The organism is Enterobacter sp. PL_is379, assembly GCF_055817355.1.
This window is the reverse complement of record NZ_JBVPGT010000033.1, coordinates 513,680-539,222: the sequence shown is the minus strand read 5'-3', so window position 1 is coordinate 539,222 and position 25,543 is coordinate 513,680. Positions and strand designations below refer to the sequence as shown.

24 protein-coding genes and 1 pseudogene are annotated in these 25,543 nt (G+C 62.0%); 10 read left to right on the top strand and 15 right to left on the bottom strand.

From position 1 onward, the window contains the following. Positions 1 to 236 precede the first annotated feature (236 nt). Complete coding sequence (locus tag AC0TOY_RS23875) at positions 237 to 1,352, top strand: ABC transporter ATP-binding protein (RefSeq protein WP_473722675.1); 1,116 nt, start codon at positions 237 to 239, stop codon at positions 1,350 to 1,352. Here AC0TOY_RS23875 and hpxK read toward each other — a convergent pair. The 7 genes from hpxK to hpxU form a co-directional block, all read right to left on the bottom strand. Continuing rightward, a complete protein-coding gene (gene hpxK / locus AC0TOY_RS23870) occupies positions 1,349 to 2,587 on the bottom strand; it encodes an allantoate amidohydrolase (protein ID WP_473722674.1) in 1,239 nt (412 codons plus the stop codon). The genes AC0TOY_RS23875 and hpxK overlap by 4 nt on opposite strands. Further along, positions 2,584 to 3,825 carry a pyridoxal-phosphate-dependent aminotransferase family protein gene (locus AC0TOY_RS23865; protein ID WP_473722673.1) on the bottom strand — a complete coding sequence of 414 codons (1,242 nt, stop codon included), beginning with the start codon at positions 3,823 to 3,825 and terminating at the stop codon, positions 2,584 to 2,586. Before AC0TOY_RS23865 ends, hpxK begins: the two co-directional genes overlap by 4 nt. A gap of 13 nt (positions 3,826 to 3,838) precedes the next feature. Next, positions 3,839 to 4,576, bottom strand: coding sequence for an amino acid ABC transporter ATP-binding protein (locus AC0TOY_RS23860; RefSeq protein WP_008499843.1), 738 nt, complete (start codon positions 4,574 to 4,576; stop codon positions 3,839 to 3,841). Continuing rightward, a complete protein-coding gene (locus tag AC0TOY_RS23855) occupies positions 4,557 to 5,213 on the bottom strand; it encodes an amino acid ABC transporter permease (protein WP_213328423.1) in 657 nt (218 codons plus the stop codon). Before AC0TOY_RS23855 ends, AC0TOY_RS23860 begins: the two co-directional genes overlap by 20 nt. Next, positions 5,213 to 5,878 (bottom strand): amino acid ABC transporter permease, encoded by a 666-nt coding sequence (locus AC0TOY_RS23850; protein WP_061715578.1) that lies wholly within the window; start codon positions 5,876 to 5,878, stop codon positions 5,213 to 5,215. Before AC0TOY_RS23850 ends, AC0TOY_RS23855 begins: the two co-directional genes overlap by 1 nt. Positions 5,879 to 5,882: 4 nt before the next feature. Continuing rightward, a complete protein-coding gene (locus tag AC0TOY_RS23845) occupies positions 5,883 to 6,665 on the bottom strand; it encodes a transporter substrate-binding domain-containing protein (protein WP_008499846.1) in 783 nt (260 codons plus the stop codon). 191 nt (positions 6,666 to 6,856) lie between these two features. Continuing rightward, positions 6,857 to 7,696 carry a MurR/RpiR family transcriptional regulator gene (hpxU, locus tag AC0TOY_RS23840; protein ID WP_248163873.1) on the bottom strand — a complete coding sequence of 280 codons (840 nt, stop codon included), beginning with the start codon at positions 7,694 to 7,696 and terminating at the stop codon, positions 6,857 to 6,859. Between the two features lie 142 nt (positions 7,697 to 7,838). On the opposite strand from hpxU, the gene hpxW reads away from it, so the two are divergent. From hpxW to hpxZ, 4 genes are read left to right on the top strand one after another with little or no spacing between them, the layout of a single operon-like run. Continuing rightward, positions 7,839 to 9,422 (top strand): oxamate amidohydrolase, encoded by a 1,584-nt coding sequence (gene hpxW, locus AC0TOY_RS23835; protein WP_473722672.1) that lies wholly within the window; start codon positions 7,839 to 7,841, stop codon positions 9,420 to 9,422. 10 nt (positions 9,423 to 9,432) lie between these two features. After that, positions 9,433 to 9,621: an oxalurate catabolism protein HpxX gene (gene hpxX / locus AC0TOY_RS23830; protein WP_024909607.1), complete on the top strand. Its 189-nt coding sequence runs from the start codon at positions 9,433 to 9,435 to the stop codon at positions 9,619 to 9,621. Further along, positions 9,618 to 11,015, top strand: coding sequence for an AtzE family amidohydrolase (locus AC0TOY_RS23825; protein ID WP_417927197.1), 1,398 nt, complete (start codon positions 9,618 to 9,620; stop codon positions 11,013 to 11,015). Before hpxX ends, AC0TOY_RS23825 begins: the two co-directional genes overlap by 4 nt. Further along, on the top strand, positions 11,012 to 11,398 hold the full coding sequence (hpxZ, locus tag AC0TOY_RS23820) for an oxalurate catabolism protein HpxZ (RefSeq protein WP_032649007.1): 387 nt from the start codon (positions 11,012 to 11,014) through the stop codon (positions 11,396 to 11,398). Before AC0TOY_RS23825 ends, hpxZ begins: the two co-directional genes overlap by 4 nt. A gap of 42 nt (positions 11,399 to 11,440) precedes the next feature. On the opposite strand, the gene puuE is transcribed toward hpxZ, so the two are convergent. From puuE to AC0TOY_RS23805, 3 genes and pseudogenes are all read right to left on the bottom strand, one after another. Then, the gene (gene puuE, locus AC0TOY_RS23815; protein WP_048989878.1) at positions 11,441 to 12,373 is read right to left on the bottom strand and encodes an allantoinase PuuE; all 933 of its coding nucleotides are present in this window, start codon (positions 12,371 to 12,373) and stop codon (positions 11,441 to 11,443) included. Then, a pseudogene (locus AC0TOY_RS23810) lies at positions 12,261 to 13,129 on the bottom strand (aspartate/glutamate racemase family protein); the annotation flags it as partial. The pseudogene AC0TOY_RS23810 and the gene puuE, both read right to left, overlap by 113 nt. Continuing rightward, positions 13,129 to 13,845, bottom strand: coding sequence for a GntR family transcriptional regulator (locus tag AC0TOY_RS23805; protein ID WP_049122131.1), 717 nt, complete (start codon positions 13,843 to 13,845; stop codon positions 13,129 to 13,131). The pseudogene AC0TOY_RS23810 and the gene AC0TOY_RS23805, both read right to left, overlap by 1 nt. Before the next feature lie 144 nt (positions 13,846 to 13,989). Here AC0TOY_RS23805 and AC0TOY_RS23800 point away from each other — a divergent pair, with 144 nt between their 5' ends. Both AC0TOY_RS23800 and guaD read left to right on the top strand, forming a co-directional pair. Continuing rightward, a complete protein-coding gene (locus AC0TOY_RS23800; protein WP_070533571.1) occupies positions 13,990 to 15,486 on the top strand; it encodes an NCS1 family nucleobase:cation symporter-1 in 1,497 nt (498 codons plus the stop codon). Between the two features lie 99 nt (positions 15,487 to 15,585). Further along, on the top strand, positions 15,586 to 16,905 hold the full coding sequence (guaD, locus tag AC0TOY_RS23795) for a guanine deaminase (RefSeq protein ID WP_473722671.1): 1,320 nt from the start codon (positions 15,586 to 15,588) through the stop codon (positions 16,903 to 16,905). Here the strand turns inward: guaD and uraH are convergent. Both uraH and uraD read right to left on the bottom strand, forming a co-directional pair. Further along, positions 16,885 to 17,208: a hydroxyisourate hydrolase gene (uraH, locus tag AC0TOY_RS23790; RefSeq protein WP_061715588.1), complete on the bottom strand. Its 324-nt coding sequence runs from the start codon at positions 17,206 to 17,208 to the stop codon at positions 16,885 to 16,887. The genes guaD and uraH overlap by 21 nt on opposite strands. Continuing rightward, complete coding sequence (gene uraD, locus AC0TOY_RS23785) at positions 17,205 to 17,705, bottom strand: 2-oxo-4-hydroxy-4-carboxy-5-ureidoimidazoline decarboxylase (protein ID WP_061715589.1); 501 nt, start codon at positions 17,703 to 17,705, stop codon at positions 17,205 to 17,207. Before uraD ends, uraH begins: the two co-directional genes overlap by 4 nt. 239 nt (positions 17,706 to 17,944) lie before the next feature. Between uraD and hpxO the strand changes: the two genes are divergently transcribed. The 3 genes from hpxO to AC0TOY_RS23770 are packed head-to-tail and all read left to right on the top strand — an operon-like array spanning position 17,945 to position 21,098. Beyond that, positions 17,945 to 19,099: an FAD-dependent urate hydroxylase HpxO gene (hpxO, locus tag AC0TOY_RS23780; RefSeq protein ID WP_248273036.1), complete on the top strand. Its 1,155-nt coding sequence runs from the start codon at positions 17,945 to 17,947 to the stop codon at positions 19,097 to 19,099. A gap of 17 nt (positions 19,100 to 19,116) precedes the next feature. Beyond that, a complete protein-coding gene (gene hpxD, locus AC0TOY_RS23775; RefSeq protein WP_024908239.1) occupies positions 19,117 to 20,151 on the top strand; it encodes a molybdenum cofactor-independent xanthine hydroxylase subunit HpxD in 1,035 nt (344 codons plus the stop codon). Between the two features lie 11 nt (positions 20,152 to 20,162). Beyond that, complete coding sequence (locus tag AC0TOY_RS23770; RefSeq protein WP_473722670.1) at positions 20,163 to 21,098, top strand: PDR/VanB family oxidoreductase; 936 nt, start codon at positions 20,163 to 20,165, stop codon at positions 21,096 to 21,098. 80 nt (positions 21,099 to 21,178) lie between these two features. On the opposite strand, the gene AC0TOY_RS23765 is transcribed toward AC0TOY_RS23770, so the two are convergent. Genes AC0TOY_RS23765 through AC0TOY_RS23755 form a run of 3 tightly spaced genes read right to left on the bottom strand, consistent with a single transcriptional unit; the run spans position 21,179 to position 25,498 of the window. Next, entirely contained in the window at positions 21,179 to 22,369 is a 1,191-nt protein-coding gene (locus AC0TOY_RS23765) for a glycoside hydrolase family 88 protein (RefSeq protein ID WP_473722669.1), read from the bottom strand. A 13-nt stretch (positions 22,370 to 22,382) separates the two neighbouring features. Next, positions 22,383 to 23,663: an oligosaccharide MFS transporter gene (locus AC0TOY_RS23760; RefSeq protein WP_090417435.1), complete on the bottom strand. Its 1,281-nt coding sequence runs from the start codon at positions 23,661 to 23,663 to the stop codon at positions 22,383 to 22,385. After that, positions 23,660 to 25,498, bottom strand: coding sequence for a DUF2264 domain-containing protein (locus tag AC0TOY_RS23755; protein ID WP_061715595.1), 1,839 nt, complete (start codon positions 25,496 to 25,498; stop codon positions 23,660 to 23,662). Before AC0TOY_RS23755 ends, AC0TOY_RS23760 begins: the two co-directional genes overlap by 4 nt. Positions 25,499 to 25,543 lie beyond the last annotated feature (45 nt).

Below are 25,543 nucleotides of genomic sequence, written 5' to 3'. Positions count from 1 at the left end.
CTGGCGCTGTACGTATGACATCAAATGCCTTTGGTTGGCTATACGCTACCCTTCACATCATGATAACTCTACATAAAACTGCAAGTTGTGTGATCGTCATAACATTAATGGAATATCTGTATAGGGCGCATGAATGCTGGAAGTTATAGTCAAGGCAGACAAATTGCACCGTCCGGCCACGTTGAACGTGATTGTTATACGTAAAACATACCCGGCGGTTTACCTGGGGAACACTGATGTCGAACATACAATTGAGGAATGTCACCAAGCGCTTTGGCGACACCGTCACGCTCCACAACGTTAATCTTGATATAGAGGACGGTGAGTTTGCCGTATTCGTCGGGCCTTCCGGCTGTGGCAAATCCACGATGCTGCGCATGATTGCCGGGCTGGAGGAGATAAGCGAGGGTGAAGTGCTGATCGGTAACGAGGTGATGAACGACATCGCCCCTTCCCACCGGGGGGTGGCGATGGTCTTTCAGTCCTACGCGCTCTATCCGCACATGACGGTGGCCGAAAACATGGGCTACGGGCTGAAGGTGAATAAAGTGCCGAAAGATCAGATCCGCCATCAGGTCGAGATGGTCGCCAAAACGCTGCAGCTCTCCCACCTGCTGGACCGCAAACCCAAACAGCTCTCCGGCGGCCAGCGCCAGCGCGTCGCGATTGGCCGCGCTATCGTGCGTAACCCGCGCGTCTTTATGTTCGATGAGCCGCTTTCCAACCTGGATGCCGAACTGCGCGTGGAGATGCGCCTGCACCTCGCTCGCCTGCACCAGGAGCTGAAAACCACCATGGTGTATGTCACCCACGATCAGATTGAGGCCATGACGCTGGCCGATAAAATTGTGGTGATGAACTACGGCAAAGTGGAGCAGATGGGCGCGCCGATGGAGCTCTATTACAAACCGGCGAATAAGTTTGTCGCCGGGTTTATCGGCTCTCCGAAGATGAACTTTCTGCCGGCGACCGTTGAGGCCTGGCAGCCGGGCAAGCTCACCGTCAGGTTGTCGCAGCAGAAGTCGCTCACGCTCGCGATAACCACCACACCGCTGCAGCCGGGCAGCCAGGTTACGCTGGGCATCCGTCCGGAACATTTAACCACTGACCTTCACCGCGGCACGCGGCTGGAATTTAGCTGTGAAGTAGTGGAGCGGCTGGGGAACAATACTTACCTGTTTGGACAATGCTACGGCCATGACAACGTGAAGATCTTGCTGCCGGGCGACGTGAAGTTCGCGCCCTGGCAGAAGATAGACGTGGCCTTCGACGATCGCCACTGCATGGTCTTTGACGAGCAGGATGTCCGGGTGAGCGCGGATATCGAAGATGCGGTGCGTTCGGTGGCTTAACGCGCGCCACCGTCAGCCAGCTTTCTCACCGCCCGCCCAAACGCCTCAATCGCCAGGGCAACATCCTCAGCCATCACCGATTCCGCCGGATGGTGGCTGACGCCCCCCCTGCAGCGTACAAACAGCATCCCGACCGGCCAGCGCTCCGCCAGCGCGATGGTGTCATGCCCGGCGCCGCTGGGCAGGGATAACGAGCACCCCTGCACCGATTCAACGGCCTGCCCCAGCAGATCCTGCAAACGCGCATCGCACGGCGTGGCGGCGATACGGTAAAACTCCTCGGCGCTGAAGCTCAACCCGCGACGCGCGGCAATCGCCTGCGCCTGCGCCAGCAGTTCAGCGAGCAGCGCGTCAAGCGGGGCATCCTGCGGGCCGCGAATATCCAGCGAGAGCGCAACCTCGCCCGGGATCACGTTGACCGCGCCGGGCAGGCAGCGCAGCTCACCGACCGTCGCCACCCGGTTGCCGCCCTGCTGTCGGGTGATGTTTTCGATCAGCACCATCCATTCGGCGGCGGCGGCCAGGGCATCCTTACGGTGACTCATCGGCACGGTACCCGCGTGTCCGGCCTCGCCGGTGAAGCGGCAGCTGAGGCGGCGCGCGCCGTTAATGGCTTCCACCACGCCCAGCGCCAGCCCTTCCTGCTCCAGACACGGCCCCTGTTCGATGTGCAGTTCCAGACAGGCGCTGAAATCGGCCTGATGACGTGCCGCGAGCGCCACGCGGGCAGGATCGAGCCCCGCCTGCACCATCGCCTGCGCCACGCTGATGCCCTGAGCATCGCACGTCTCCAGCCAGCCCTGCGGCCAGGAGCCCGTAATACCCCGGCTGCCTAACAGGGTGATCCCAAAACGGGTTCCCTCTTCGTCGCCAAAGCCGACAATTTCTATGGCCTGCGCCAGATGCACACCCTGCTGGTGCAGGCTATCCACCACTTCGATGGCGGTAAGCACCCCGAGCATGCCGTCGTAGCGCCCGGCGTTGCGCACGGTATCCAGATGCGAGCCGAGCAGCACCGCCTGCGCCCCTTCCTGCGCACCTTCATAGCGTCCGCAAATGTTGCCCACGCTGTCCTGCCAGACGGTCATGCCCGCCTGGCGCATCCACTCCCCGACCAGCTGGTTGGCCTGCAGATGCTGCGTGGAGAGATAGACCCGTGTCAGCGCATCCGGGGTTTCGCTGATGGCGGCCAGCGCGTCGGCGCGCGCCATCACCCGCTCTGCCGCCGGGCTCATTGCGGCGTCTCGCGGCTATAGTGGTCCCACGCGGCCTGCATGGCGGCCCCCTGCGTGGTGGTGAATTTGAGGTAGTTCAGCACCGACTCCAGCGCGCTCAGGGTGGTCATCACGCAGTCCTTGCGCGCGTTATAGCCCATGGTGCCAATGCGCCACACTTTACCGTGCAGCGGGCCAAACGAGGTGCCGATTTCAATCCCAAAATCCTCCAGCATCAGCTTACGCACCTGGTCGCCGTTGATCCCCTGCGGAATGACCACGCCCAGCACGTTGTTCATCTTGTGCTTCAGGTCGCCGAAGGTCTCCAGCCCCATCGCCTGAATGCCCTTCAGCAGCGCATCGCCGTGCAGCCTGTGGCGGGCGATGCCGTTATCCAGCCCTTCCTGCAGGATCAGCCGCGCGCATTCGCGGGCACCAAACAGCGCGGTCGTGGCTTCGGTGTGGTGGTTCAGGCGTTCCGGCCCCCAGTAGTCCATCACCATGCCGAGATCGAAGTAGTTGGAGTAGATCATCTCCTCGTCGCCGTCGCGGTGGGCGTCGGTGCGAATGCCCTCTTCCACGCACTTGCGGCGGCGGATCGCCTCTTCCATCCGCGCGCTCAGCGTGATCGGCGACGTGCCCGACGGGCCGCCGAGGCATTTCTGCATCCCGGCCGAGACGGCGTCCAGCCCCCAGACGTCGGTCTCCAGCGCGTTACCGCCGAGCGACGCGGTGGCGTCGGTATAAAACAGTACGTCGTAGCGGCGGCAGATCGCGCCCAGCTCCGCGAGCGGTTGCAGCATGGTGGTGGAGGTGTCGCCCTGCACGGTCAGCAGCAGGCGCGGACGAATACGCTTAACCGCATCCTCGACCTGGTCCGGGGTAAACACCTCGCCCCACGGCACCTCGATGGTATGCACCTCCGCGCGGCAGCGGCGGGCAATTTCGCACAGCAAGTGGCCAAAGCGGCCAAAGACCGGCACCAGCACCTTATCTCCCGGGCGAATGGCGGAGACCAGAATAGCCTCAATTCCCGCGCGGGAGGTGCCGTCCACCAGCATCGTCCAGCGGTTTTCGGTGCGGAACACCCCGCGGTAGAGCGCCATCACCTCGTTCATATAGTGGGTCATGGCCGGATCGTACTGGCCGATCAGCTGGCTCGACATGGCGCGCAGCACGCGCGGGTCGGCGTTGATCGGGCCCGGCCCCATCAGCAGGCGCTGGGGCGGGTTGATTTGCGGAAAGCGTGCGATATCCATTGTTCAGTCCTTATCAGTTGAGGCCGCGCACGGAGGAGATGAACTGCTTCAGTTCCGTGGTCTGCGGGTTGGCGAACAGCGTTTTGCTGTCGCCCTGCTCCCAGACTTTCCCCTGGTGCATAAACACCACGCGGTCGCCCACTTCGCGGGCAAAATTCATTTCATGGGTAACAAGTATCAGCGTCATCCCCTCGGCCGCCAGTTGCTCCAGCACTTTGAGCACTTCGCCCACCAGCTCCGGGTCAAGCGCGGAGGTGATCTCGTCACAGAGTAAAACTTTCGGCGACATGGCCAGCGCCCGGGCAATCGCCACGCGCTGCTGCTGGCCGCCGGAGAGGCTCGACGGGTAGTAATCCAGACGATCGCCGAGGCCGACTTTTTCCAGCATGCGCTGCGCCAGCTCGCGGCATTCAGCGGCGCTTTTCTTCAGCACCCGACGTGGGGCCAGCATCACGTTCTCCAGCGCCGTCATGTGCGGGAACAGGTTGAAGCTCTGGAACACCATCCCGACCGAGCGGCTGATTTCACGCGCCTGGGAATCCCGATCGGTAATGGTCATGCCGCCCAGCTTGATGCTGCCGTCCTGATAGCCTTCCAGTCCGTTGATGCAGCGCAGCAGCGTGCTTTTGCCCGATCCGCTGCGCCCGATAATGGAAATCACCTGGCCCATGTCGATATCCAGATCGACGCCCTTGAGCACGTGGTTATCGCCGTAGTACTTCTGCACCTGATTAATGGTGATGAGAGGCATTGAATTTCGTCTCCAGATAGCGGCTGTAGCGCGACAGCGGATAGCACAGAATAAAGTAGCCGAGCGCCACCAGCGCAAAGACCTTAAACGGCTGATAGGTTACGTTGGTCAGCATAGTCCCGGCCTTGGTCAGCTCGATAAAGCCGATAATCGACGCCAGCGCGGTGCCCTTGATCACCTGCACGGCAAAGCCGACCGTCGGGGCGATGCCGATGCGCAGCGCCTGCGGGGCGACCACGCGAAACAGGGTCTGGCCGAAGGTCAGCCCCAGACAGCGCGACGCTTCCCACTGCCCTTTCGGCAGGGCGCGAATACTGCCAAACCAGATGTCGAGCAGAAACGCGCTGGTGTAGAACGTCAGCGCCAGCGACGCGGCGGTCCACGGCGAGACGTCGATGCCGAACAGCGCCACGCCGAAGAAGGCCAGGAACAGCTGCATCAGCAGCGGCGTGCCCTGAAACAGCTCAATATAGCCGCGGATAATGCGCTTCACCGTGCGCCCGCCCGTCAGGCGCAGCAGCAGGAGCGGCAGCGTCACCGCCGCCCCGCCGACAAACGCCACCAGCGACAGCAGTACCGTCCAGCGCCCGGCCAGCAGCAGATTGCGAATAATGTCCCAGTCGGTAAAGGTGGTCATCATGCCTGCACCCCCAGCCATTTGCGTCCCGCCGCCATCATCAGCTGGCGCAGGGTAATCGACAGCGCTAAGTAAATCCCGGTGGTCACCAGATAAACCTCAAAGCTTAAAAACGTTCTGGACTGGATCAGGTTGGCGGCGAAGGTCAGCTCTTCATAGGAGACCTGCGATACCACCGACGAGCCGAGCATCACGATGATGCACTGGCTCACCAGCGCCGGGTAAATGCGCTGCAGCGCGGGCGGCAGCACCACGCGAATAAAGGTCTGCAGGCGGGTCAGCCCCAGCACGCGACCGGCCTCCCATTGCCCTTTCGGCGTGACCTGAATGCCCGCGCGAATAATCTCGGTGCTGTAGGCGCCCAGGTTCACCACCATGGCCAGCAGCGCCGCTTCCCCCGCCGTCATCTTCAGCCCCAGATTCGGCAGGCCGAAGACGATGAAAAACAGCTGCACCACAAACGGCGTGTTGCGGATGATTTCCACGTACGCGCCCCAGATCCGGCTGAACCAGGTCGTGCGTCCGCTGCGGATCGCCGCCCCGACAATCCCCGTTGCCAGCCCGCCGACGGTGGCCATCACCGTCAGTTGAACGGTGACCCACAGCCCGGCCAGCAGCTCCGGCCAGTGCGGCCAGAGGGCTGAAAAATCAAGTTGCTCAGTCATCGGCTCAGGCGCCAAGGTTTGCCGGCAGCGGAGCCTTCAGCCATTGCTCAGACAGGCCGTTCAGCGTGCCGTCCTTGATGCCCTGCTCAATCAGCGCATCCACTTTTGCCTTCAGGGCCGGTTCGTTCTTCTTCAGGCCAATAAAGCACGGCGAGTCTTTCAGCATAAAGCTCGGCACCGGGGCTTTCGCCGCGTTCTGGCGCGAAATGGCCGCCACCACGAGGTTGCCGGTTGCCACGTACTGCACCTGTCCGGAGAGGTAGGCGGAGAGCGTGGTGTTGTTGTCTTCGTAGCGCTTCACGTCCGCGTCTTTCGGCGCCAGGCCGGTCAGCACCATGTCCTCCACCGCCCCGCGCGTCACGCCGATGGTTTTTCCGCTGAGCGCGGCGGCATCCTTCAGTTCAGCCCCTTTCGGACCAAACACGCCGAGGAAGAACGGGGCATAGGCGCGGCTGAAGTCGATTACCTTCTCGCGCTCCGGGTTTTTACCGAGGCTGGAAATGACCAGGTCCACCTTGTCGGTTTGCAGGTACGGCACGCGGTTGGCGCTGGTCACCGGCACCAGCTGCAGCTTGAGCTTCATCTGTTTAGCCAGGTAGCGCGCCATGTCGATGTCGTAGCCCTGCGGCTGCAGATCGGTCCCCACCGAGCCAAACGGCGGGAAGTCCTGCGGCACGGCAATGCGAATGGTGCCGCGCTTCTCGATATCCTGAAGCTGGTCAGCCTTTGCCGGCAGCTGTGTGAAGAGGCATGCGGCCCCGGCCAGTGCAATCAACAATTTTTTCATGGTGCTTCCCCGTAACGTTAACATGAAACAAAAGATTCTTTGAGTGTGATTTTGCAACTAATGTGCCAGATAAGGCGAAGCGGGGAATATTGTTGAGAAGCCTGATAAAACGCGGGCGGGTCGAAAAAACGTGCGTTTCTCCGCCCCGTCACCTGCACCATTTCAATGCAAAGCACCAGCCTGATGCCCCATTATCGCTGTTCGAGTTCGTCCAGCTGCTGGTAGAGGGAGGCAATTTCGTGAATGCGCGGACGGCCTTTATCGAGAATTTCATGCAGGAAGGCATTCGCCAGCAGGTTGATCAGGCTGTTGACCGAGGAATAGCTGTCATAGGCCGAGACGCTGTCCAGCGGGGCGCAGAGCTGCCAGCTCGCCAGCGGGAACAGGCTGTGCGCCTGCGGCTCGCACATCAGCAGCACCGGAATACCGCTACTCTGAAGCTGCTGCATCAGCGGGCGGATAATGCGCGGGCGACGGCGGAAGGCCATCACCACCACCAGATCGTCCGGCGTTAAATCCACCAGCTCCTCGCCCAGGCTCTGCCCCGGCTGCGGCAGGACCAGCACCTGACCGCGCGCCTGCAGCAGCTGCTGGCGCAGGTGCAGCGCCGCCGGATAGGCGTTACGCATGCCGATAATGACGATGCGCCGCGCCTTAACCATGCAGGCCATGGCGTCGGCAAACTGCTGCGCGTCGAGGGCATTGACCCACTGGGTCAGGTTCGCCATCTCCTGCTTATAGTGACGGGCCAGCAGCGTATTGCCCTGCACCGCATCGCGGTTATCGGTGAGCGGCATCCCGCTCTGGCGCAGGGTGCGCAGCTCGTCGCGCATATCCTTATATTTCTCATAGCCCAGACGCTTAAACAGACGGCTCACCGTGGCTTTCGACACCCCGCTCAGCTGCGCCAGCTCGGCGCTGTTGTAGCTAATGAGATCGTCAAAATGGTCGAAAATAAAGTCCGCCACCCGCTGCTCCTGCGGCGACAGCGACGGGTACTGTGCTTTCAGACGTTCATCCAGTTGTTCCATAGCGCCTCTGTAACTTTTGTTTCATCACATTTTGCCTTTCATTCTACCTTTCATTATACGTGCCAGTTTACTGAAACTTTTCTTTCAGAACTGGAACAGCTTTTGCAGCACCTTGTGACCTTCAGGGTTACGAGGACTCCTCATGCAAAGTAATGTCTCCACACACGGTATGGCGGTTGCGCCCCACCACCTCGCCAGCCAGAGCGCGCTGGCCGTGCTGCGCGAAGGCGGCAGCGCGATAGAGGCAATGGTCGCCGCGGCGGCCACCATTGCCGTGGTTTATCCGCACATGAACGGGCTGGGCGGCGATGGCTTCTGGCTTATTGTGCCCCCGGAAGGCGAACCTGTCGCCATCGATGCCAGCGGCGCGGCGGGATCGCGCGCGACGCTGGCCGCCTACGACGGGCTCACGCAGATCCCCCATCGCGGCCCCCGTGCGGCGCTAACCGTCGCTGGCACGGTGAGCGGCTGGGACGAGGCGCTGAAGGTCTCACGCGAGATGACCGACAGGGCGCTGCCGCTGGCTCGCCTGCTGGCCGACGCCATTGACTATGCGCAAAACGGCACGCCGGTCACAGCCTCTCAGGCCCATGCCACGGCCAGTAAATTCGACGAGCTGAAGGACGTTCCCGGCTTCGCGGAAACCTGGCTGGTGGACGGCAAGCCGCCGCAGGTCGGGAGCCGTTTTTATCAGCCCGCCATGGCCACGACCCTGACGCGCCTGGCGGAAGACGGTCTGGACAGCTTTTATCGTGGCCCGCTGGCGGAAGTCCTGGCGCACGGCATGGAGACGCTGGATCTCCCCGTGACGCTGGCCGATCTCAACGCTCACGCCGCCCGACGCACCGCGCCGCTGAAGCTGCAGCATCAGCAGGGGGAGATCTTTAACCACGCCCCGCCGACGCAGGGGCTGGTCTCGCTGGCGATACTCGGCATTACCGACCGCCTGAACATGGCGGAAGCCGACGACGCCGAAACCCTTCACCGCATCGTTGAAGCCACCAAGCTGGCCTTTGGCCTGCGCGATGCCCACATCACCGACCCGCGCGCGCTGAAAACCGATATTCAGGGTCTGCTGGATCCCGCCGCTCTGCAGGCGCTTGCCGACAGGGTTGACGACGGCCGCGCCGCGCCGTGGGGAGCCGGCAAAGGCCCCGGCGATACGGTGTGGATGGGGGTAATGGATAAAAGCGGGCTCGCCGTGTCGTTTATCCAGAGTATCTATCACGAGTTCGGCAGCGGCGTGGTGCTGCCCGATACAGGCATCGTCTGGCAGAACCGGGGCGCATCGTTCAGCCTCGATCCGGCTCATCTTCTGGCCCTCGCGCCGGGCAAACAGCCGTTCCACACCCTGAACCCGGCGGCGGCGCGTCTGAAGGACGGTCGCGTGATGGTCTACGGATCGATGGGCGGCGACGGGCAGCCGCAAACCCAGGCCGCGCTCTTTACCCGCTACGTTGTTCAGGGCGTCCCCCTGCAGGAGAGCATCACCCGCCCGCGCTGGCTGCTGGGACGTACCTGGGGACAAACCTCGGATACCTTAAAGCTTGAAGGGCGTTTTTCACCCGAGACGGTCGCGCGCCTGCAGGCCCTCGGTCACGAGGTGGAGCTTTTTCCTGACTTTAGTGAAGCCATGGGCCACGCGGGCGCCATTGTTCGCCACCCCAACGGGCTGTTCGAAGGGGCATTTGACCCGCGCAGCAACGGCGCGACAGCCGGATTCTGAGGAGAAAAAAATGACGACACACCAACCCGACTGGCAGGCCTATCTGGCGCAAATGGAAACCGTGCTCGGCGTTGAGCTGGACGACGCCCGCCGCGCCGAGCTGCAGCTGCAGTTCAGCCGCATTGCCAGCATGGCCGCTCCGCTGATGGCGCTGCCGCTCGACGACCGTCTGGAGATCGCAGGAGTGTATAAAGCATGAGGCTACACGAGATGAGTATCGGCGCGATCCAGCATGCGCTGAACGCGGGAGAGCTGAGCGCTCGTGAGATTGCCCGCCAGACGCTGGAGGCGATTGCGCGCGTGAACCCACAGATCAATGCCTGGACCGCCGTGACGGAAGCACGCATGCTCGCCGAAGCCAACAATATAGATACCCTGCGACGGGAAAAGCGTCCCCTGCCGCCGCTGGCGGGCGTGCCTTATGCGGTGAAAAACCTGTTCGACGTTGCCGGCCATACCACCCTCGCCGGGGCCGAGCTGTTCAGCCAGCGTCCTGCCGCCGCCGCTGACAGCTTCGCGGTGCGCCAGCTGCGCAGCGCGGGCGGGCTGCTGACCGGGATGGTCAATATGGACGCCTACGCCTACGGCTTTACCACCGAAAACAGCCACTACGGCACGACGCGTAACCCGCACGACCTGGCGCGGATTGCGGGCGGTTCGTCCGGCGGCTCAGCCGCCGCCGTGGCCGCCGGGCTGGTGCACTTCTCGCTCGGCACCGACACCAACGGCTCAATTCGCGTTCCGGCCTCCCTGTGCGGCATCTATGGCCTGAAGCCCACCTTTGGCCGCCTGTCGCGATCCGGCAGCCATCCGTTCGTCGCAAGCCTGGATCATATCGGCCCCTTTGCCCGCCGCGTGTGCGACCTGGCGTCCGTGTACGACGCGCTGCAGGGGCGGGACAGCAGCGACGGTTCTCAGGCAGAGAGCTCCCGCGAGCAGACGCGCCCCCTGCTCGATCGCGGGCTTGACGGCCTGCGCTGCGCGGTGCTCGGCGGCTACTTCACCACCTGGTGCGACACGGACGCCAGAGACGCCGTGGCGCGGGTGGCGAAGGCGCTCGATGTGCAGGAGGAGCTGCAGTTCCCGGACGCCGAGCTGGCGCGCTCTGCGGCGTTTATCATCAGCGCCTCGGAAGGGGGAAACCAGTACCTGCCCGCGCTTCGCCGCGAGCCCGAGCGCTTTGAGCCGCACTCCCGCGAACGCCTGCTGGCCGGGGCGATGATCCCCTCCGCCTGGTATATTCAGGCCCAGCGGTTCCGCGCGCACGCCCGGCAGGCGTTTAAAACCCTGTTCGCGCAGGCCGACGTGCTGATCGCCCCGGCCACCCCGCGCAGCGCCACGCTGGCGGGCGAGCAGACCATGGAGATTAACGGTCAGCCACTTCCCATTCGCGCCAGCATGGGGATGCTGACTCAGCCGATATCATTTTTGGGCCTGCCCGTGACCACCGTTCCGCTGCGTACCGCGCAGGGTGCGCCTATCGGCCTGCAGCTGATTGCCGCGCCGTTTAACGAGCAGGCCTGCCTGCGCGTCGCGCGGGTTCTGGAGGAGAGCGGCATCACCGATGCCCGTCCGGCGGAGATAGCAGCATGATGAATCACGATGATATTAACCTCCCGTGGGTGGTTGCCGAGGTGACGGCCGCGTTTTACCGCTATGAGGACGCGCTGGTGAGCAACAACGTTGCGGTGCTGGACGAGCTGTTCTGGCACGACAAAAACACGGTGCGGCTGGGGGCGGGTGAAAACCTGTACGGGATTGATGAAATCCGCGCCTTTCGTGCGGCGCGCCCCGCCGCCGGGCTGCAGCGGACGCTGCGCCACACCGTCATCACCACCTTCGGAGAGGATTATGCCGTGTGCAGCACCGAGTTTACACGGGAGAGCACGGAACGCATTGGCCGCCAGCAGCAGACGTGGGTACGGTTTGCCTACGGATGGCGCATCGTGGCGGCGCAGGTGAGTTTGATGTCGTAGGCCGGGTAAGGCGCAGCCGCCACCCGGCAAAACATCGCACACTTACTTCTGAAACGGATGCACCTCCCGCCAGTGGTCGGCAATCTGCTGGCGGGTACAGACCCACACCCGCTCGTGCTGCTGCACATAATCCAGGAACCGCTGCAGCGCGCGAAAACGCCCCGGTCGCCCCAGCAGGCGGCAGTGCATGCCGATGGACATCATCTTCGGCGCGCTTTCCCCCTCTTCGTACAGCACGTCAAAACTGTCCTTCAGATACGTATAAAACTGCTCGGCGGTGTTAAACCCCTGCGCGGTGGCGAAGCGCATGTCGTTCGCATCCAGCGTATAGGGCACAATCAGGTGCGGTTTGCGGGCGCCGTCGCCGCAGGCCACTTCCGTCCAGAAGGGCAAATCGTCGCCGTAGTAGTCGCTGTCGTAGTCGAAGCCGCCGTGCTCCACCACCAGCTGGCGGGTGTTGGGACTGTCGCGCCCGGTGTACCAGCCCGTCGGCGGCTTGCCGAACAGGTCGGTCAGCACCTGCACCGCTTTGTGCAGGTGTTCGCGCTCCTGTTGGATATCCATGTGCTGATAGTGGATCCAGCGCCAGCCGTGGCTGACCACGTCGTAATCCGCCGCCTTGATTGCCTCGACGATCTCCGGGTGACGCGCCAGCGCCATCGCCACGCCGAAGACCGTCAGCGGCAGGCCGCGTTTCTGAAATTCATTGTGGATCCGCCAGAACCCGGCGCGGCTGCCGTATTCGTAGAGGGAGTCCATCGACATGTGTCTGTCCGGGTAGCTGGCCGCGCCGATGATGTCCGACAGGAACTGCTCGGAACCGGCATCGCCGTGCAGAACGTGGTTTTCCGCCCCTTCTTCGTAATTGAGCACAAACTGCACGGCGATGCGCGCCTGATTCGGCCACCGCGCGTGCGGCGGGTTGCCCGCGTAGCCGCGCAGATCCCGCGGATAATCCTGTTCGAAAAGCCCCATTGCCACCCCCAAAAATTAAAATGGATTCAGTGCCTGAAAATGCCCGCTTAACGCTTTGTTCTCCGGGAACGCCAGATCCCCGTGCTTGCTGGTCGACAGCCCCAGCGCCACCAGCGATTCCACCATCTTCACCGCCGCGCTGACGCCGTCGATCACCGGCACGCGCAGCTCGCGGGTCAGCTCCTGCGCCAGCGTCGCCATGCCGCCGCAGCCCAGCACGATGGCGCCGCAGCCGTCCTCTTTCAGCGTCTGTATACAGCGCGCGCGCACTTTTTCCTGCGCCAGACCGCTGCCGTCTTCCAGCGCCAGCACCGGAAGGTCGATGGCGTGCAGCGCCGCGCAATGATCCTGAAAGCCATACTGGTGCAGCAGATGACGGGCAATAATCAGCGTGCGCGGCAGCGTGGTGACCACCGAAAAGCGCGTCGCGACCAGCGTCGCCATATGCATAGCGGCTTCGGCGATGCCGATAACCGGCCCCTGCGCCAGCTCGCGCGCCGCCAGCAGGCCCGGATCGCCAAAGCAGGCGATCACGTGACCGTCCACGCCCTGCTCCCTGCCTTTTTTGATCTGCTCCAGGACACCGACGGCGGCGATGGCCTCATCAAAGTGGCCTTCTATAGACGGCACGCCCGCGCTCGGGCAGACCGCGAGGATCTCCGTCCCGGGTGCCGCCACCGCGCGGGCCGCCGCGCCGATGGTTTCCGTCATGGCGAGGCTGGTGTTGGGGTTGATCACTTGTATACAGACAGACATTACGACTCCTTGTGGCCGGCAAACAGCCGGGCAAAATCAGGCAGGCACTCGCCCGCCCGCTCGAAGCAGAGGCTGGCGACGATATGTTCAAAATGGTGCATTAAGGCATCGCTGAGCGGCTCAAGCGCCTTCTGGCGCAGCAGATCCACCAGCTGCTCGTGATCGTTGCAGCGGCAGCCCTGACGCCACGGCGCTCCCCAGGTGGCAATCACCAGCGACGAGCGCTGGCTCAGGCCGGTAACCATCTCAGTGAGCACCTGGTTGCCGGAGATGGCCTGCAGCTGAATGTGGAAATTGGCGGAGTGGCGAATCGCCGCCGGGCCGTCATAGGCCTCGTGCGCCTGCTGCTCCTGGCGAATAATGGTCTCCAGCGCGACAAGATGCGGCGGCTGGCAGTGCGCCAGCACGTCCGGCAGGTTGGCGACCTCCAGCAGGGCGCGGGTGCGGAAGATGTGCCTCGCCTCTTCCACCGTCGGGCTGGCAACGTGTGCACCACGCTTGGGCGTCAGGGTGACCATTTGCACAGCGGCGAGTCGTTGAAGCACCTTGCGTATGCCCGTGCGGCTCACGCCAAAGACCTCGGCCAGCGCCTCTTCCGGCAGTTTGCTCCCCGGCAGCAGTTGATGTTCGACAATTGCGGTCATCAGCGCCTGAAAGATGGATTCGTCTTTGTCATGCAGGTCTGGCGCGGTCTGCAGGGCGTTTATGTTGTTCATTTACCACTCCGAATTTTACTTTCCGTTATCGAATCGTATACATAAAAATAAAATTTTGCATACAAGATTTATTATTTTGGCCTGAATCCTGCAACACCGTTTGCACTCCCACTCAACGGGTTTTCATTCACAGGAGCAGGTTTCATGCCAAACAGTCAAAACGCGCAGCAGGGTACGGCCGCTGATTCCGGTGCGGTTTACAGCCCACGTCTTTGCAATGAGGATCTGGCACCGACGCGTGACCAGAACTGGAGCTGGTACAACATCTTTTCGTTCTGGATGTCGGACGTTCACAGCATGGGGGGTTATGTTGTCGCCGCGAGCTTCTTTACGCTCGGGCTGGCAAGCTGGCAGGTGCTGCTCTGCCTGCTGGTGGGGATTTGCATCGTGCAGCTGTGCGCCAACCTGGTGGCCAAACCGAGCCAGATGGCGGGCGTGCCCTATGCGGTGATCAGCCGTCAGGCGTTTGGCGTCTTCGGGGCCAATATTCCAGCGGTGATCCGCGGGCTTATCGCCTTTGCGTGGTACGGCATTCAGACCTATCTCGCCGCCAACGCGCTGATGCTGGTGGCGCTGAAGTTCTGGCCGTCTCTCTCTTCGCTCACTACCGGCGCGTTTCTGGGCCTGTCGCATCTGGGCTGGATCTGCTTTGCCATTATGTGGGTCCTGCAGGCGATGGTCTTCTGGCACGGCATGAGCGCCATCAAGCGCTTTATTGATATCGCCGGTCCGGCGGTCTATGTGGTGATGCTGGCCCTCGCCGGCTGGATTGTATACAAGACCGGCTTTGACGGCATTTCCTTCACCCTCGCCAGCAAATCCCTGAGCGCGGGCGAGCAGACCTGGCAGATGATCACCGCCACGGCGCTGGTGGTCTCCTACTTCTCCGGCCCGCTGCTCAACTTTGGCGATTTCTCCCGCTACGGCAAAAGCATGGGTGAGATCCGCCGCGGCAACCGCTGGGGGCTGCCGTTTAACTTCCTGCTGTTCTCCATCGTCACCGTGGTGATTGTCTCCGGCACCCAGTCGCTGTTTGGCCGCATGATCACCGACCCGATTGAGACCGTCAGCCGCGTGGGCAACGATCTGGCCGTGGCGATTGGCCTGCTGACGATGATCACCGCCACCATCGGGATCAACATCGTGGCGAACTTCGTCTCGCCGGCATTTGATTTCTCTAACTGCTCGCCGCAGAAAATCAGCTTCCGCACCGGAGGCATGATTGCCGCCGTCGGCTCGATCCTGCTCACCCCGTGGAACCTGTTCAACTCGCCGGAGCTTATCCACTACACCCTGGACGTGCTCGGGGCGTTTATCGGCCCGCTGTTCGGCATCCTGATCGCCGATTTCTATCTGATTAAGCGCGGCAAGGTGTCGGTCGACGATCTGTTCGACGACACGCCAAAGGGCAAATACTGGTACCGCAACGGCTTTAACCCGAAAGCCATTGGGGCGCTGATCCCGTCCGTTGCCGTGGGCCTGATCATCAGCTTTATCCCGGCCCTGCATGAGGTGGCAAACTTCAGCTGGTTTATCGGCGTCTTCCTCGGCGGCGTGACCTACCGCTGGCTGGCGCGGGAAGAGCGCGAGACGGCAGGCGCGACGTCGTTCGGTTCCCGCGTGGCGACGCAAAAAGAGTAACCCCTCCCTCCGGCCGCAGCGTATCTGCGGCCCGTTCATTCTGGCACCGTTCTTGCTGAGCCTTCTTACCCCCGCTACGCAAACACGAAGGCAGGAACCATGATGGAATACCAGACTGCGATACGCGGTGCTTTTTTTGATATTGCCCGGGTCTGCGACAGCGCAGACGCCATTGCCCAACACGCGCGCTACCTTGAGGACGGCCTGCTGTTTATCCAGAACGGAAAAATTCTGGCACAGATGCCGTGGCATGAGGGCGAGCAGTATCTTGACCCGCACAAAGGCTATACCGACCTGCGCGGCAGGCTGCTGCTGCCCGGTTTTGTCGATACCCACGTCCATTACCCGCAAACGGAGATGATCGGCGCCTTCGGCGAACAGCTGCTGGAGTGGCTGACCACCTACACCTTCCCGGTGGAGAGCCAGTTTTCCGATGAGGCCTACGCGAAAGAGATCGCCGAATTTTTCATACAGCAGCTGGTGAGCAACGGCACCACCACCGCGCTGGTGTTTTGCACGCTGCATCCGGAATCGGTCGAGGCGCTGTTTACCGAGGCCCTGCGCCTGAACATGCGCCTTATCGCCGGAAAGGTGATGATGGACAGACACACGCCGGACTACCTGAGCGAAGACGCGAAGCAGAGCTACCGACAGACGCGGGCGCTGATCCAGCGCTGGCATCACCGTGGACGCCTGGGCTACGCCATTACGCCGCGCTTTGCCCCGACCTCATCCCCCGAGCTGCTTGCGGCGGTCAGCCTGCTCAGAGAGGAGTTTCCGGATACCTGGCTGCAGACCCACCTGAGCGAAAACCCCAACGAAGTGGCCTGGGTAAGCGACCTCTGGCCGGAGCACGAGCGCTATCTGGACGTGTATCACCACTACGGCCTGACCGGCGAGCGCAGCGTGTTTGCCCACGCGATTCATCTTCACCACAGCGAGTGGCAGTGCCTGTATGACACCGGCTCGGCGGTGGCGTTTTGCCCCACCTCTAACCTGTTTCTCGGCAGCGGGCTGTTTCGCCTGCCCGCCTGCTGGCAGCACAGGGTGCGGATGGGCATCGGCACCGACGTCGGGGCGGGCACGACCTTCAGCATGCTGCGCACGCTGGGGGAAGCCTACAAGGTGGGCCAGCTTCAGAGCTACCGCCTGCGCGCCAGCGAGGCGTTTTATCACGCCACGCTGGGCGGCGCGCACGCCCTCCGGCTGGACGATAAGATTGGCAACTTCGCGCCCGGCAAAGAGGCGGATTTCGTGGTTATCGACCCCGACGTAACGCCGCTGCAGCGCCTGCGCAATCGCCGCTGCCAGGATATCTACGAGCAGCTCTTTGTGCTGATGACCCTGGGCGACGAGCGCAACATCAGTGAGACCTGGGTCAACGGCGAGCGGGTGTGGTCAACTGCCCCGGTAGGTTGACCACCCGCCGGGCGCAATCACAAACGGCAGATGGAAATGCTCGTCTGCCGTTTCTCCCGTCACAAAATCAATTTGCGCACAGGGGTAGAGCGTGTCGCGACCGGTTTCGCGAAACCACGCGCCGATCTCCGCCACCAGTTGGTAACGGCCCGCGGGCAGAGAGGGAACGAACGCGGCGATGCGCCCCTGGGCGTTGGTCACCCCCGTGGCCAGCGTCTTCCCGCCCTGTTGCAGATGAACCGTTACGCCCTCTGCGGGTTTGCCCGCCGAAATATCAAGAATATGGGTGCTGAGTGTGCTCATTCGCTAATGACTCCTTCCAGCCGTAGCAGCGTAATTTCCCGCAGCTGTTCCAGCGCGGCACGGATTTCCTGCGCGTCGCTGTTCTCCAGCCGCGCGTGCAGGGCCTGTAATATCTCCTCGCCGCTGCGGCCCTTCGCGCGGATCAGAAAGACGCGCCCAAAGCGGGCCTCGTAGCGGGCATTGCCTTCACGCAGCGCCTGCGCAAGGGCGGCATCGCGATCGTTCACCGCTCCCTGCTCCTGGCGCGACAGCGCCGCCTCCGCCTGCGCGCCCGCGGGCTTTTCCCCGATGCGCGGATGGGCGCTCAATGCTTGCGTTAATGCCGCTTCGTCCCAGCGTTGCGTCAGGGCCTGCGCCGCAATGAACAAGGCTTCCCGGCTCGAATAAGGCCGCCCGTCAACCAACGCGTCGGCCCAGCCGGGCATCGCCACGCAGGGCTGAAGCAGCGTAAGAGCGTCTTTCTCAGGAAGCTGATTGAAGTCGTGCAGTGCGATCATAGGTTCTCCTTGATTATCCTCCTCCGGCTTATTGCACAAACCACGCCACTCTTGAGGCAGATGTGAAACAGTCGATTCCGGATGGCTGACCAGGAAATTTTTGATTCAAAAAAAGGCACGCTCACCGCGTTTGCGCACCTTAGCAGTGCAAACCTCTCACTCACAACGCCGTTTTCGCCACTCTGCAGCCTGGTACGCAAATTGCTGAACGTCTTTACACCCTGCAAAAGGAGAGAAGCATGAGAGCAATCGTTATTGGCGCGGGTATTGGCGGCCTGAGCGCCGCCGTCGCGCTGAAGAAAGCGGGCATCGACTGTACCGTGTTTGAAGCCGTAAAGGAGATCAGGCCCGTCGGGGCGGCCATCTCCATCTGGCCTAACGGCGTGAAATGCATGCAGCACCTCGGCATGGGCGACATCATCGAGACCTACGGCGGACCGATGCGTTTTATGGCCTATAAGGATTACCGGCGCGGCGATACCCTGACCCGCTTTAGCCTTGCTCCGCTGGTTGAGCGTACCGGCGGGCGTCCCTGCCCCGTCTCGCGCGCTGAGCTTCAGCGCGAAATGCTGGACTTCTGGGGGCGCGACAAAGTGCAGTTCGGCAAGCGCGTCGAACGCGTAAATGAAGACGACTCGGGCGTAAGCGTGACCTTCACCGACGGCACCACGGCATCCGGCGATTTCCTGATTGCCGCCGACGGCAGCCACTCGGCGGTTCGCCCGTACGTGCTGGGGTATACCCCCGAGCGCCGCTACGCGGGCTATGTGAACTGGAACGGACTGGTGAAGATTGACGAAGAGATCGCCCCGGCGCACCAGTGGACCACCTTCGTTGGCGAAGGCAAGCGCGTGTCGCTGATGCCCGTCTCCGGCGGACGCTTTTACTTCTTTTTTGACGTGCCGCTCCCTGCGGGCCTGGCGGAGGATCGCACCAGCCTGCGCGCCGATCTCACGGGCTACTTCCGCGGCTGGGCGCCGCCTGTGCAGACGCTTATCGCGGCGCTGGATCCTGACACCACCAATCGCATTGAGATCCACGACATCGAGCCATTCGACAGCCTGGTGCGCGGCAACGTCGCGCTGCTCGGCGATGCCGCTCACAGCACCACGCCGGATATCGGCCAGGGCGGCTGTGCGGCCATGGAAGATGCGGTAGTGCTGGGGGAATGCCTGCGTGAAAACCACAGCATCACGCTGGCGCTGCGGCAGTACGAGGCGCTGCGCTGCGACCGGGTGCGCGACCTGGTGCTGAAGGCGCGTAAGCGCTGCGACGTCACCCACGGCAAAGACATGGCGTTGACGCAGGCCTGGTATCAGGAGCTTCGAGAGGAGACCGGAGAGCGCATCATCAACGGTCTGTGCGAGACCATTCAGGGCGGCCCGTTAGGCTGAACGTAAGAGGGACAACGATGAAAAGAGAACCGACTCCACCCGCCCACTGCACGTTTGAGCCCGAGGACTGGCTGCGCCTGGCGAAATGTTGGCATCCGGTCGCGCGCGCCTGCGACGTCGGCCCGGCGCCGTTCAAGGCGACGTTGCTGGATGAACAGCTGGTGATTTACCGCATAAACGACCAGGTCGTGGTCGCCCGTGACGTCTGTCCGCACCGCGGCGTGCCGCTGACGCTCGGCTATCACGACGAGCACGGGATCGTCTGCCCCTACCATGGCTTACGCTTTGGGGAGGACGGGCGCTGCAACCGCATTCCCTCCAGCCCCGACCAGCCCGTTCCGGCGAAGCTTAACCTGATTAACTACGCCGTGGAGGAGCGGTTCGGGCTCATCTGGACCTGCCTGGCGTTTGATCCGGAAAACCCCGCGCCGCTGCCCACCATGCCGCACTGGGATGACGCCGGATTTCAGCAGATTAACTGCCCGGCGTTTGAGGTCAACGGCTTTGCCGGACGTCAGGTAGAGGGGTTTCTGGACGTGGCGCACTTCGCCTGGATCCACACCGATACCTTTGCGGACCCCAATAACCCGCTGGTGCCCCACTATCAGCCGCAGGAGACGCCGTTTGGCTTCGTGGCGGATTACTGGAGCTCCGTGAGCAACTATCCCGCCAGTTCCCCCGTGCAGGCTCCGGAAGGGTTCCAGTGGTTGCGCCATTTTGAGATGCACCTGCCGTTCACCGCCACCCTGACGATTCATTTTCCGGGTGAATCGAGACTGGTCATTATGAACGCCGCGTCGCCCGTGTCATCGCGCGTGACCCGCATGTTCGCCCCTATCGCCCGCAATTTTGACCTGCATATTCCGGTGGAGGACGTGCATGCCTTCAATCTGCGGATTTTTGAAGAGGACCGTCTGATGGTGGAAACCCAGCGCCCGGAAAGCCTGCCGCTGGACCTGACCCTGGAAGCGCATATCCCCGCAGATAAAAGCTCGATTGCCTACCGTCGGGGACTGAAGAAGATGGGCTTTGGCGAGTTTTTCCTGGTATGACGGAGGCCGCTATGCTGAGCGTAATTGTTGACGGGCTGTGGCGTGAGGGCGACAAAAGCCTCGCCGTCAGGCTGGTGGCTGAAGACGGCGAAGCGCTGCCGCCGTGGCAGCCCGGCGCGCACATTGATGTCCACCTGCCCTGCGGCGTGGTGCGCCAGTATTCCCTGACCGGGGCCTGTGAGGAAGAGGGCTATCTGATCTGCGTGGGGCGGGAAACCGCCTCGCGCGGCGGATCGCGCTACGTTCACGAGACGCTGCGTCCGGGGCAGAAGCTGCTAATTTCAGCCCCACGCAATCTGTTTCCGCTGGTTCAGGCAGAACGGGTTTTATTGCTGGCGGCGGGGATTGGCATTACGCCGCTGTATGCGATGGCCCTGCAGCTGAAGGCCGCCGGCATGTCGTTTTCGCTGCACTATTACGTCAGGAAGCGCGAAAGCGCGGCGTTTGCGCGCGAACTTTCGCAGTGCGGTGAGTGCATCATTCATACTATCAGCCCGCGCACAGCGCTGGCAGAGCATCTCCCCATGCCTGAAGCGGGTTTGCGAGCCTGGGTCTGCGGACCTGCGGGGTTCATGGAAAAAGTGCGTGAGGTCGCCACGGCAAAGGGATGGGATGACGCCCATCTTCACAGCGAGGCGTTTCAGCCCGCATCCCCTGCCACAGGCGACGTCGCGGGCGAGATCTTTACGGTCAAGCTGGCCTCCACCGGGGAGCGCTGGCCGGTGCCTGCGGACAAAACCATTGCCCAGGTGCTGCAGGCAAACGGCGTGGACGTTCCGCTGTCCTGCGAAATGGGGATCTGCGGCGCCTGCCTGACGCCGGTGATTGACGGCGTGGTGGATCACCGGGACAGCGTGCAGTCGGAGGCGGAAAAAAGCGCAGCGGACCAGCAGGTGGCGCTGTGCTGTTCGCGGAGCCATTCCGGGGAGTTGGTGATTGGGCTGTAAACCACCTGCACAGTCTTTTTTGCCGGGTGGCGCTGCGCTTACCCGGCCTACATTGTGCAAATCGCACAAGAGCTTATGGATTACCAGTACGGGTGCCAAATCTGTCGCAGCCGCGCCAGCAGCTCAAGATAGAAATAGTCCCCCCAGCTACAGCACTGATCGACCCCCTTACCGCTGCCCATATGATAAACCGAGTGCTGCAGCAGCCCTTCGGTCGGATCGTCGTCATGAGCAAGGTAGTTATCGGTCAGCGACAGCGCGATACGCAGCGCCATCTCTTCATAATATGCACGGTTTGCGTCGAGCGTCGGCAGCGCCTTAACCAGCTCCAGCAGGCCACAGGCGGCAATCGCCGCCGCTGAACTGTCGCGCACGGCGTCGGTACCGAGCAGCGCCAGATCCCAGTGGCAAACATCATCTTCCGGCAGACGGTTGAGGAAGTAATGCGCCAGGCTGCGCGACAGCTCAACCATCTGCTTATCGCCGGTGTGCTGATAGCTGAGCAGGAAGCCGTAAATGCCCCATGCCTGGCCGCGCGACCAGCACGAGGTATCGCTGTAGCCCTGATGGGTGTTGCCAAAGCGCGGCTCGCCCGTCTGCACGTCCATATAGTAAGTGTGATAAGTCGAGGCATCTTCACGCACGATATAATTTGCTGCCTGTCCTGCGTGCGCCGTCGCCGCCTGCGCATAGCGCGGATCCCCGGTCTGTTCGCTGGCCCAGTACAGCAGCGGCAGGTTCATATTGCAGTCGATGATCATTCTCCCCTGCTGCTCCGGGTCGTTTAAATCACCCCACGCCTGAATAATGTTGGCCGTCGGATTAAAGCGCTCCATCAGGCGATCGGCAGCCAGCAGCGCCGACTGGCGAGCGCCTTCGTTGCCTGTGAGGCGCCAAGCGCTGATGCAGGAGAGCGAATAGAGGAACCCGAGATCGTGCGTTGCGGTGTCGATGCGCTGCTCAATACGCCGGGCGAACGACGGTAAATAGCGTTCGGCGGCTTCGCGATAGTGCGCTTTGCCGGTCATCTCCCACGCCAGCCACAGCTGGCCAGGCCAGAAGCTGGTGGTCCACTCCACGTTATCGGTGCGCGGCCAGACCCCCTTCTCACAGGCCTCTCCGGGGAACTTATCGCCGAAGGCGACAATATTTTTGTCGAGCTTGCGCGTGACGCGGGTTAACGCCGCCTCCAGCTTCTGGCTCAGTGCCAGGCGATCGACCTGATGCAGTTCGATTGGCCGCAGCGCTTCGGTGATAACAGATTTGGTCATAACAACTCCTGAATTAATGTTTGGCCGGTTCAACCGGGGCGGTATCTAAAGCCGGAGCAAAGGATCGTGAGTCATCGCGCGTCGACTGGCAGCGCGACAGCGTAAAGGCGGAAATCAGCGTAAATACCAGGGCGCAGCAGCCCATCAGCAGATAGGTATGCTCAAAGCCAATCCTGTCGTACAGATAGCCGGCAGGTGGGGCGACCACAATCGAACCCACGTAAATCATCGCCTGGTAGCCCAGCAGGTACATCGTGGCGTTAACCCGACGATGGAAATGTTCGGCAATGTATTTGAAGACCGAGATGAGCAGCAGCGCGATCTCGACGCCATAAAACGGTTTGATGATGGAGATAACAATCGGGTCGCTGGTCAGCCCGGAGGCGATCAGCCGCGCTCCGACCACGCAGCCGCAGAACAGCAGGCCGCGCTTGGCGCCATAGTGATTCACCAGCCACGGGATAAACATCATCATCACGAACTCCATCCCCGACTGGACGGTACTCAGGTAGCCGTACCAGGCATTACCCTGCTCTTTGGTGGCGAAGAACGACACGAAGTAGCGCGGGAACTGCTGTTCGGCGATAAACATCATCCACGCCACCCCGGCGACGTAGAGGCTGAACATCCAGAACTTGCGGTTTTTCAGCAGCATCAGCACGTCGGCAAAAACGATCTTATTGGCGGAAATAACGCTGTTGTTGCGCAGCTGCTCATCGCCGATTTTGAGGCTAATCAGCACCAGCAGCATCAGTACCGAGGTCCCGCTGCTGAGCAGAAAATTGGCCAGCGGGGTGACGTTAAACAACAGCCCGGAGACCGACGCCGCCATCGCCCAGCCAAGCGAACCCCACATTCTGATGCGGCCAAACTCCAGCCCGTACAGGCGGCTAAAGCGGTCGGCGTAAGATTCAGACGCCGCCACGCCGGCGTACCAGCCCAGGCTCAGATACAGCGCGCCGATGATAATCCCCGCCATCGCATGGCTTTGCAGCAGCGGCTGGTACACCAGCGCGAAGAACGGCGCCATCAGCGCGGAAATGGCGCAGACAAAATAGAGCAGCCATTTGCTCATACCTATTTTGTCCATGATGTAGCCGTACACCGGCTTCAGAACCACCGCGAAGACACCGTTGATGGCGAACACGCTGCCGATGGTGACGCTATCGAGGCCCACTTTCTGGCTCAGCCACAGGGCGTACAGGCCAAAGCTGGATGACCACGTGAAGAAGTAAAGGAAAATAAAGGTACTCATTTTGTACTGCGCGGCGCGTACGGACGATGATGTGCTCATAGCGATGCCTCCGGAGCCAGAACGAGCGTCGTTTCTTGTCGTGCCGTCACGAAGCGTACCGCGTCATCGCTAATGAAGGCCTGCGGGCAGCGTTGCGGATCGAAGTCGGCGGCATTTCCCGCCCACACCGCGCTGATTAACATATGCGTGCCGGGGTCAAGCTCGCCGCGCAGCACCGGCACCGCCGCGCGCTCGGCGAACAGCAGATTACTGTTTGGCGGCGTCACCACCGTCTCGCCGCGGCGGGCGTGCGGGTGTAGACAGAAAATGGAGGAGACATCCCGGGCACTGCGTAACCAGCAGGCACCGTCACTCTCGTGTACCTGCGGCTGCGGGCGGTTCGCCAGGCTAAAGCCACCCTCCGCGCAGTCCAGCGCGCGCCGGGTATTGATGCGATGGACGCGTAGCTGCCAGTCGCCCAGCGCCAGCAGCCAGCTCTCAATCTCCACGTCGCGCCACGGCAGCCAGCGGCTGTAAATGGTGCCGTCAGCGGTGACCACGTGCTGGCATTCGCGGCGGCCACGCCAGTAGTTATCCTTTTCGGCCAGCAGCAGCATCGAATCGGGCGAGGCATGGTTCAGGCCGTAGCGCCCGCGTTCGATGGTGAAGCCAAAGCGGGTGGAATAGGCAAATTTGCAGTATTTCGCTTCGGTGTTCACGAAGTTGTTCAGCTCCAGCTGGCCGGACGTCAGCATCCACAGGTGATCGTCCTGATGCACCACCACCTGATCCGCGTGGGCTATCGTGTGCCGGGCGGGCAACGGCGGCAGCGGCAGCTCGGCCGCCTGCCAGAAAGCATCGCCCTCATCTAATGCCAGCACCAGCAGGGTCTTCAGGCCCCAGTACGGCGACCCCGGCGCGTTGTAGTCTTCCGCCATCGCCAGATTCGGGTAGCTGTAACCGACGCTCAGCACGCCGTCGCGGTCGAATATCGGCTGCTTTAGCCACCAGCGCAGATGACGCAGAACGATGCCCTTCATCACGCCGGGCGAAAAGACCTCCAGCCCGGCGAAGGCCGCCGCACTCCAGAACGCCGCCTCGGCAAAGCGGTAGGTCAGGCTACGGCCAAACGGGATCGCCGCGCCGTCTTCGGCAAAGAAATGGATGAAGTCAGAGGAGAAACGCGCGGCCCGGTCACGCAGCGTTGCACAGCGCTGTGGATAGACCCCGGCCATGAGCTTCGCGTAAATCAGGCCATAGAAATGGAAGCCCATCGAGATGTAATAGTCGCGCGGCCGTCCCGGACCATCGGCGTACCAGCCATCGCCGAGGTAGTAGTGCTCCATGGCAGCAAAATGATCTTCCAGCGCCTGCGGGTTGGTCGGCATGCCGCAATAATGGAAACCGACCTGCACCAGCACCGGAAAGAAGTGCCAGTTGTTATCGGGGATTTCCTGGGTCTCGCACTGCTTTAGCCAGCGCCATAAATTCTCTTTCTCCGTCTCAGTGAAGTGTGCCAGTACGGTTTCACCCGCCAGCGCCAGCAGCAGCCCGTAGGCCGCCATCTCGACGATTCGCTGATCGTAAGGCCCGACGTCGCCCCAGTAATCCGCATGCTGCGGATCGGTGCCGTTTTTTATCGCCTGTAAATAGAATGAGAAATGCTGCGGCTCGCTGCCGCCAGCTAACAGCGGCGTCACGCCCCACAGCAGGCGGGAAAACGTTTCCATGCACGCCACCTGCTGGCCGTAGTGAGCGGTAAAGTTCGCTAAATCAATGCGGCTGGCGTCTTTTTTAAACCAGGGCGACACCGCGTTCAGCATGTCGTTAACCAGCCGTAGCACCTCTTCCCGGCTTGTCAGTGGGTTATCCAGATGAATATTTTCAGGTTGCACAGGGTCCTCCCGCATTACACGAGGGTAGAGATAAGTTATTGTTAT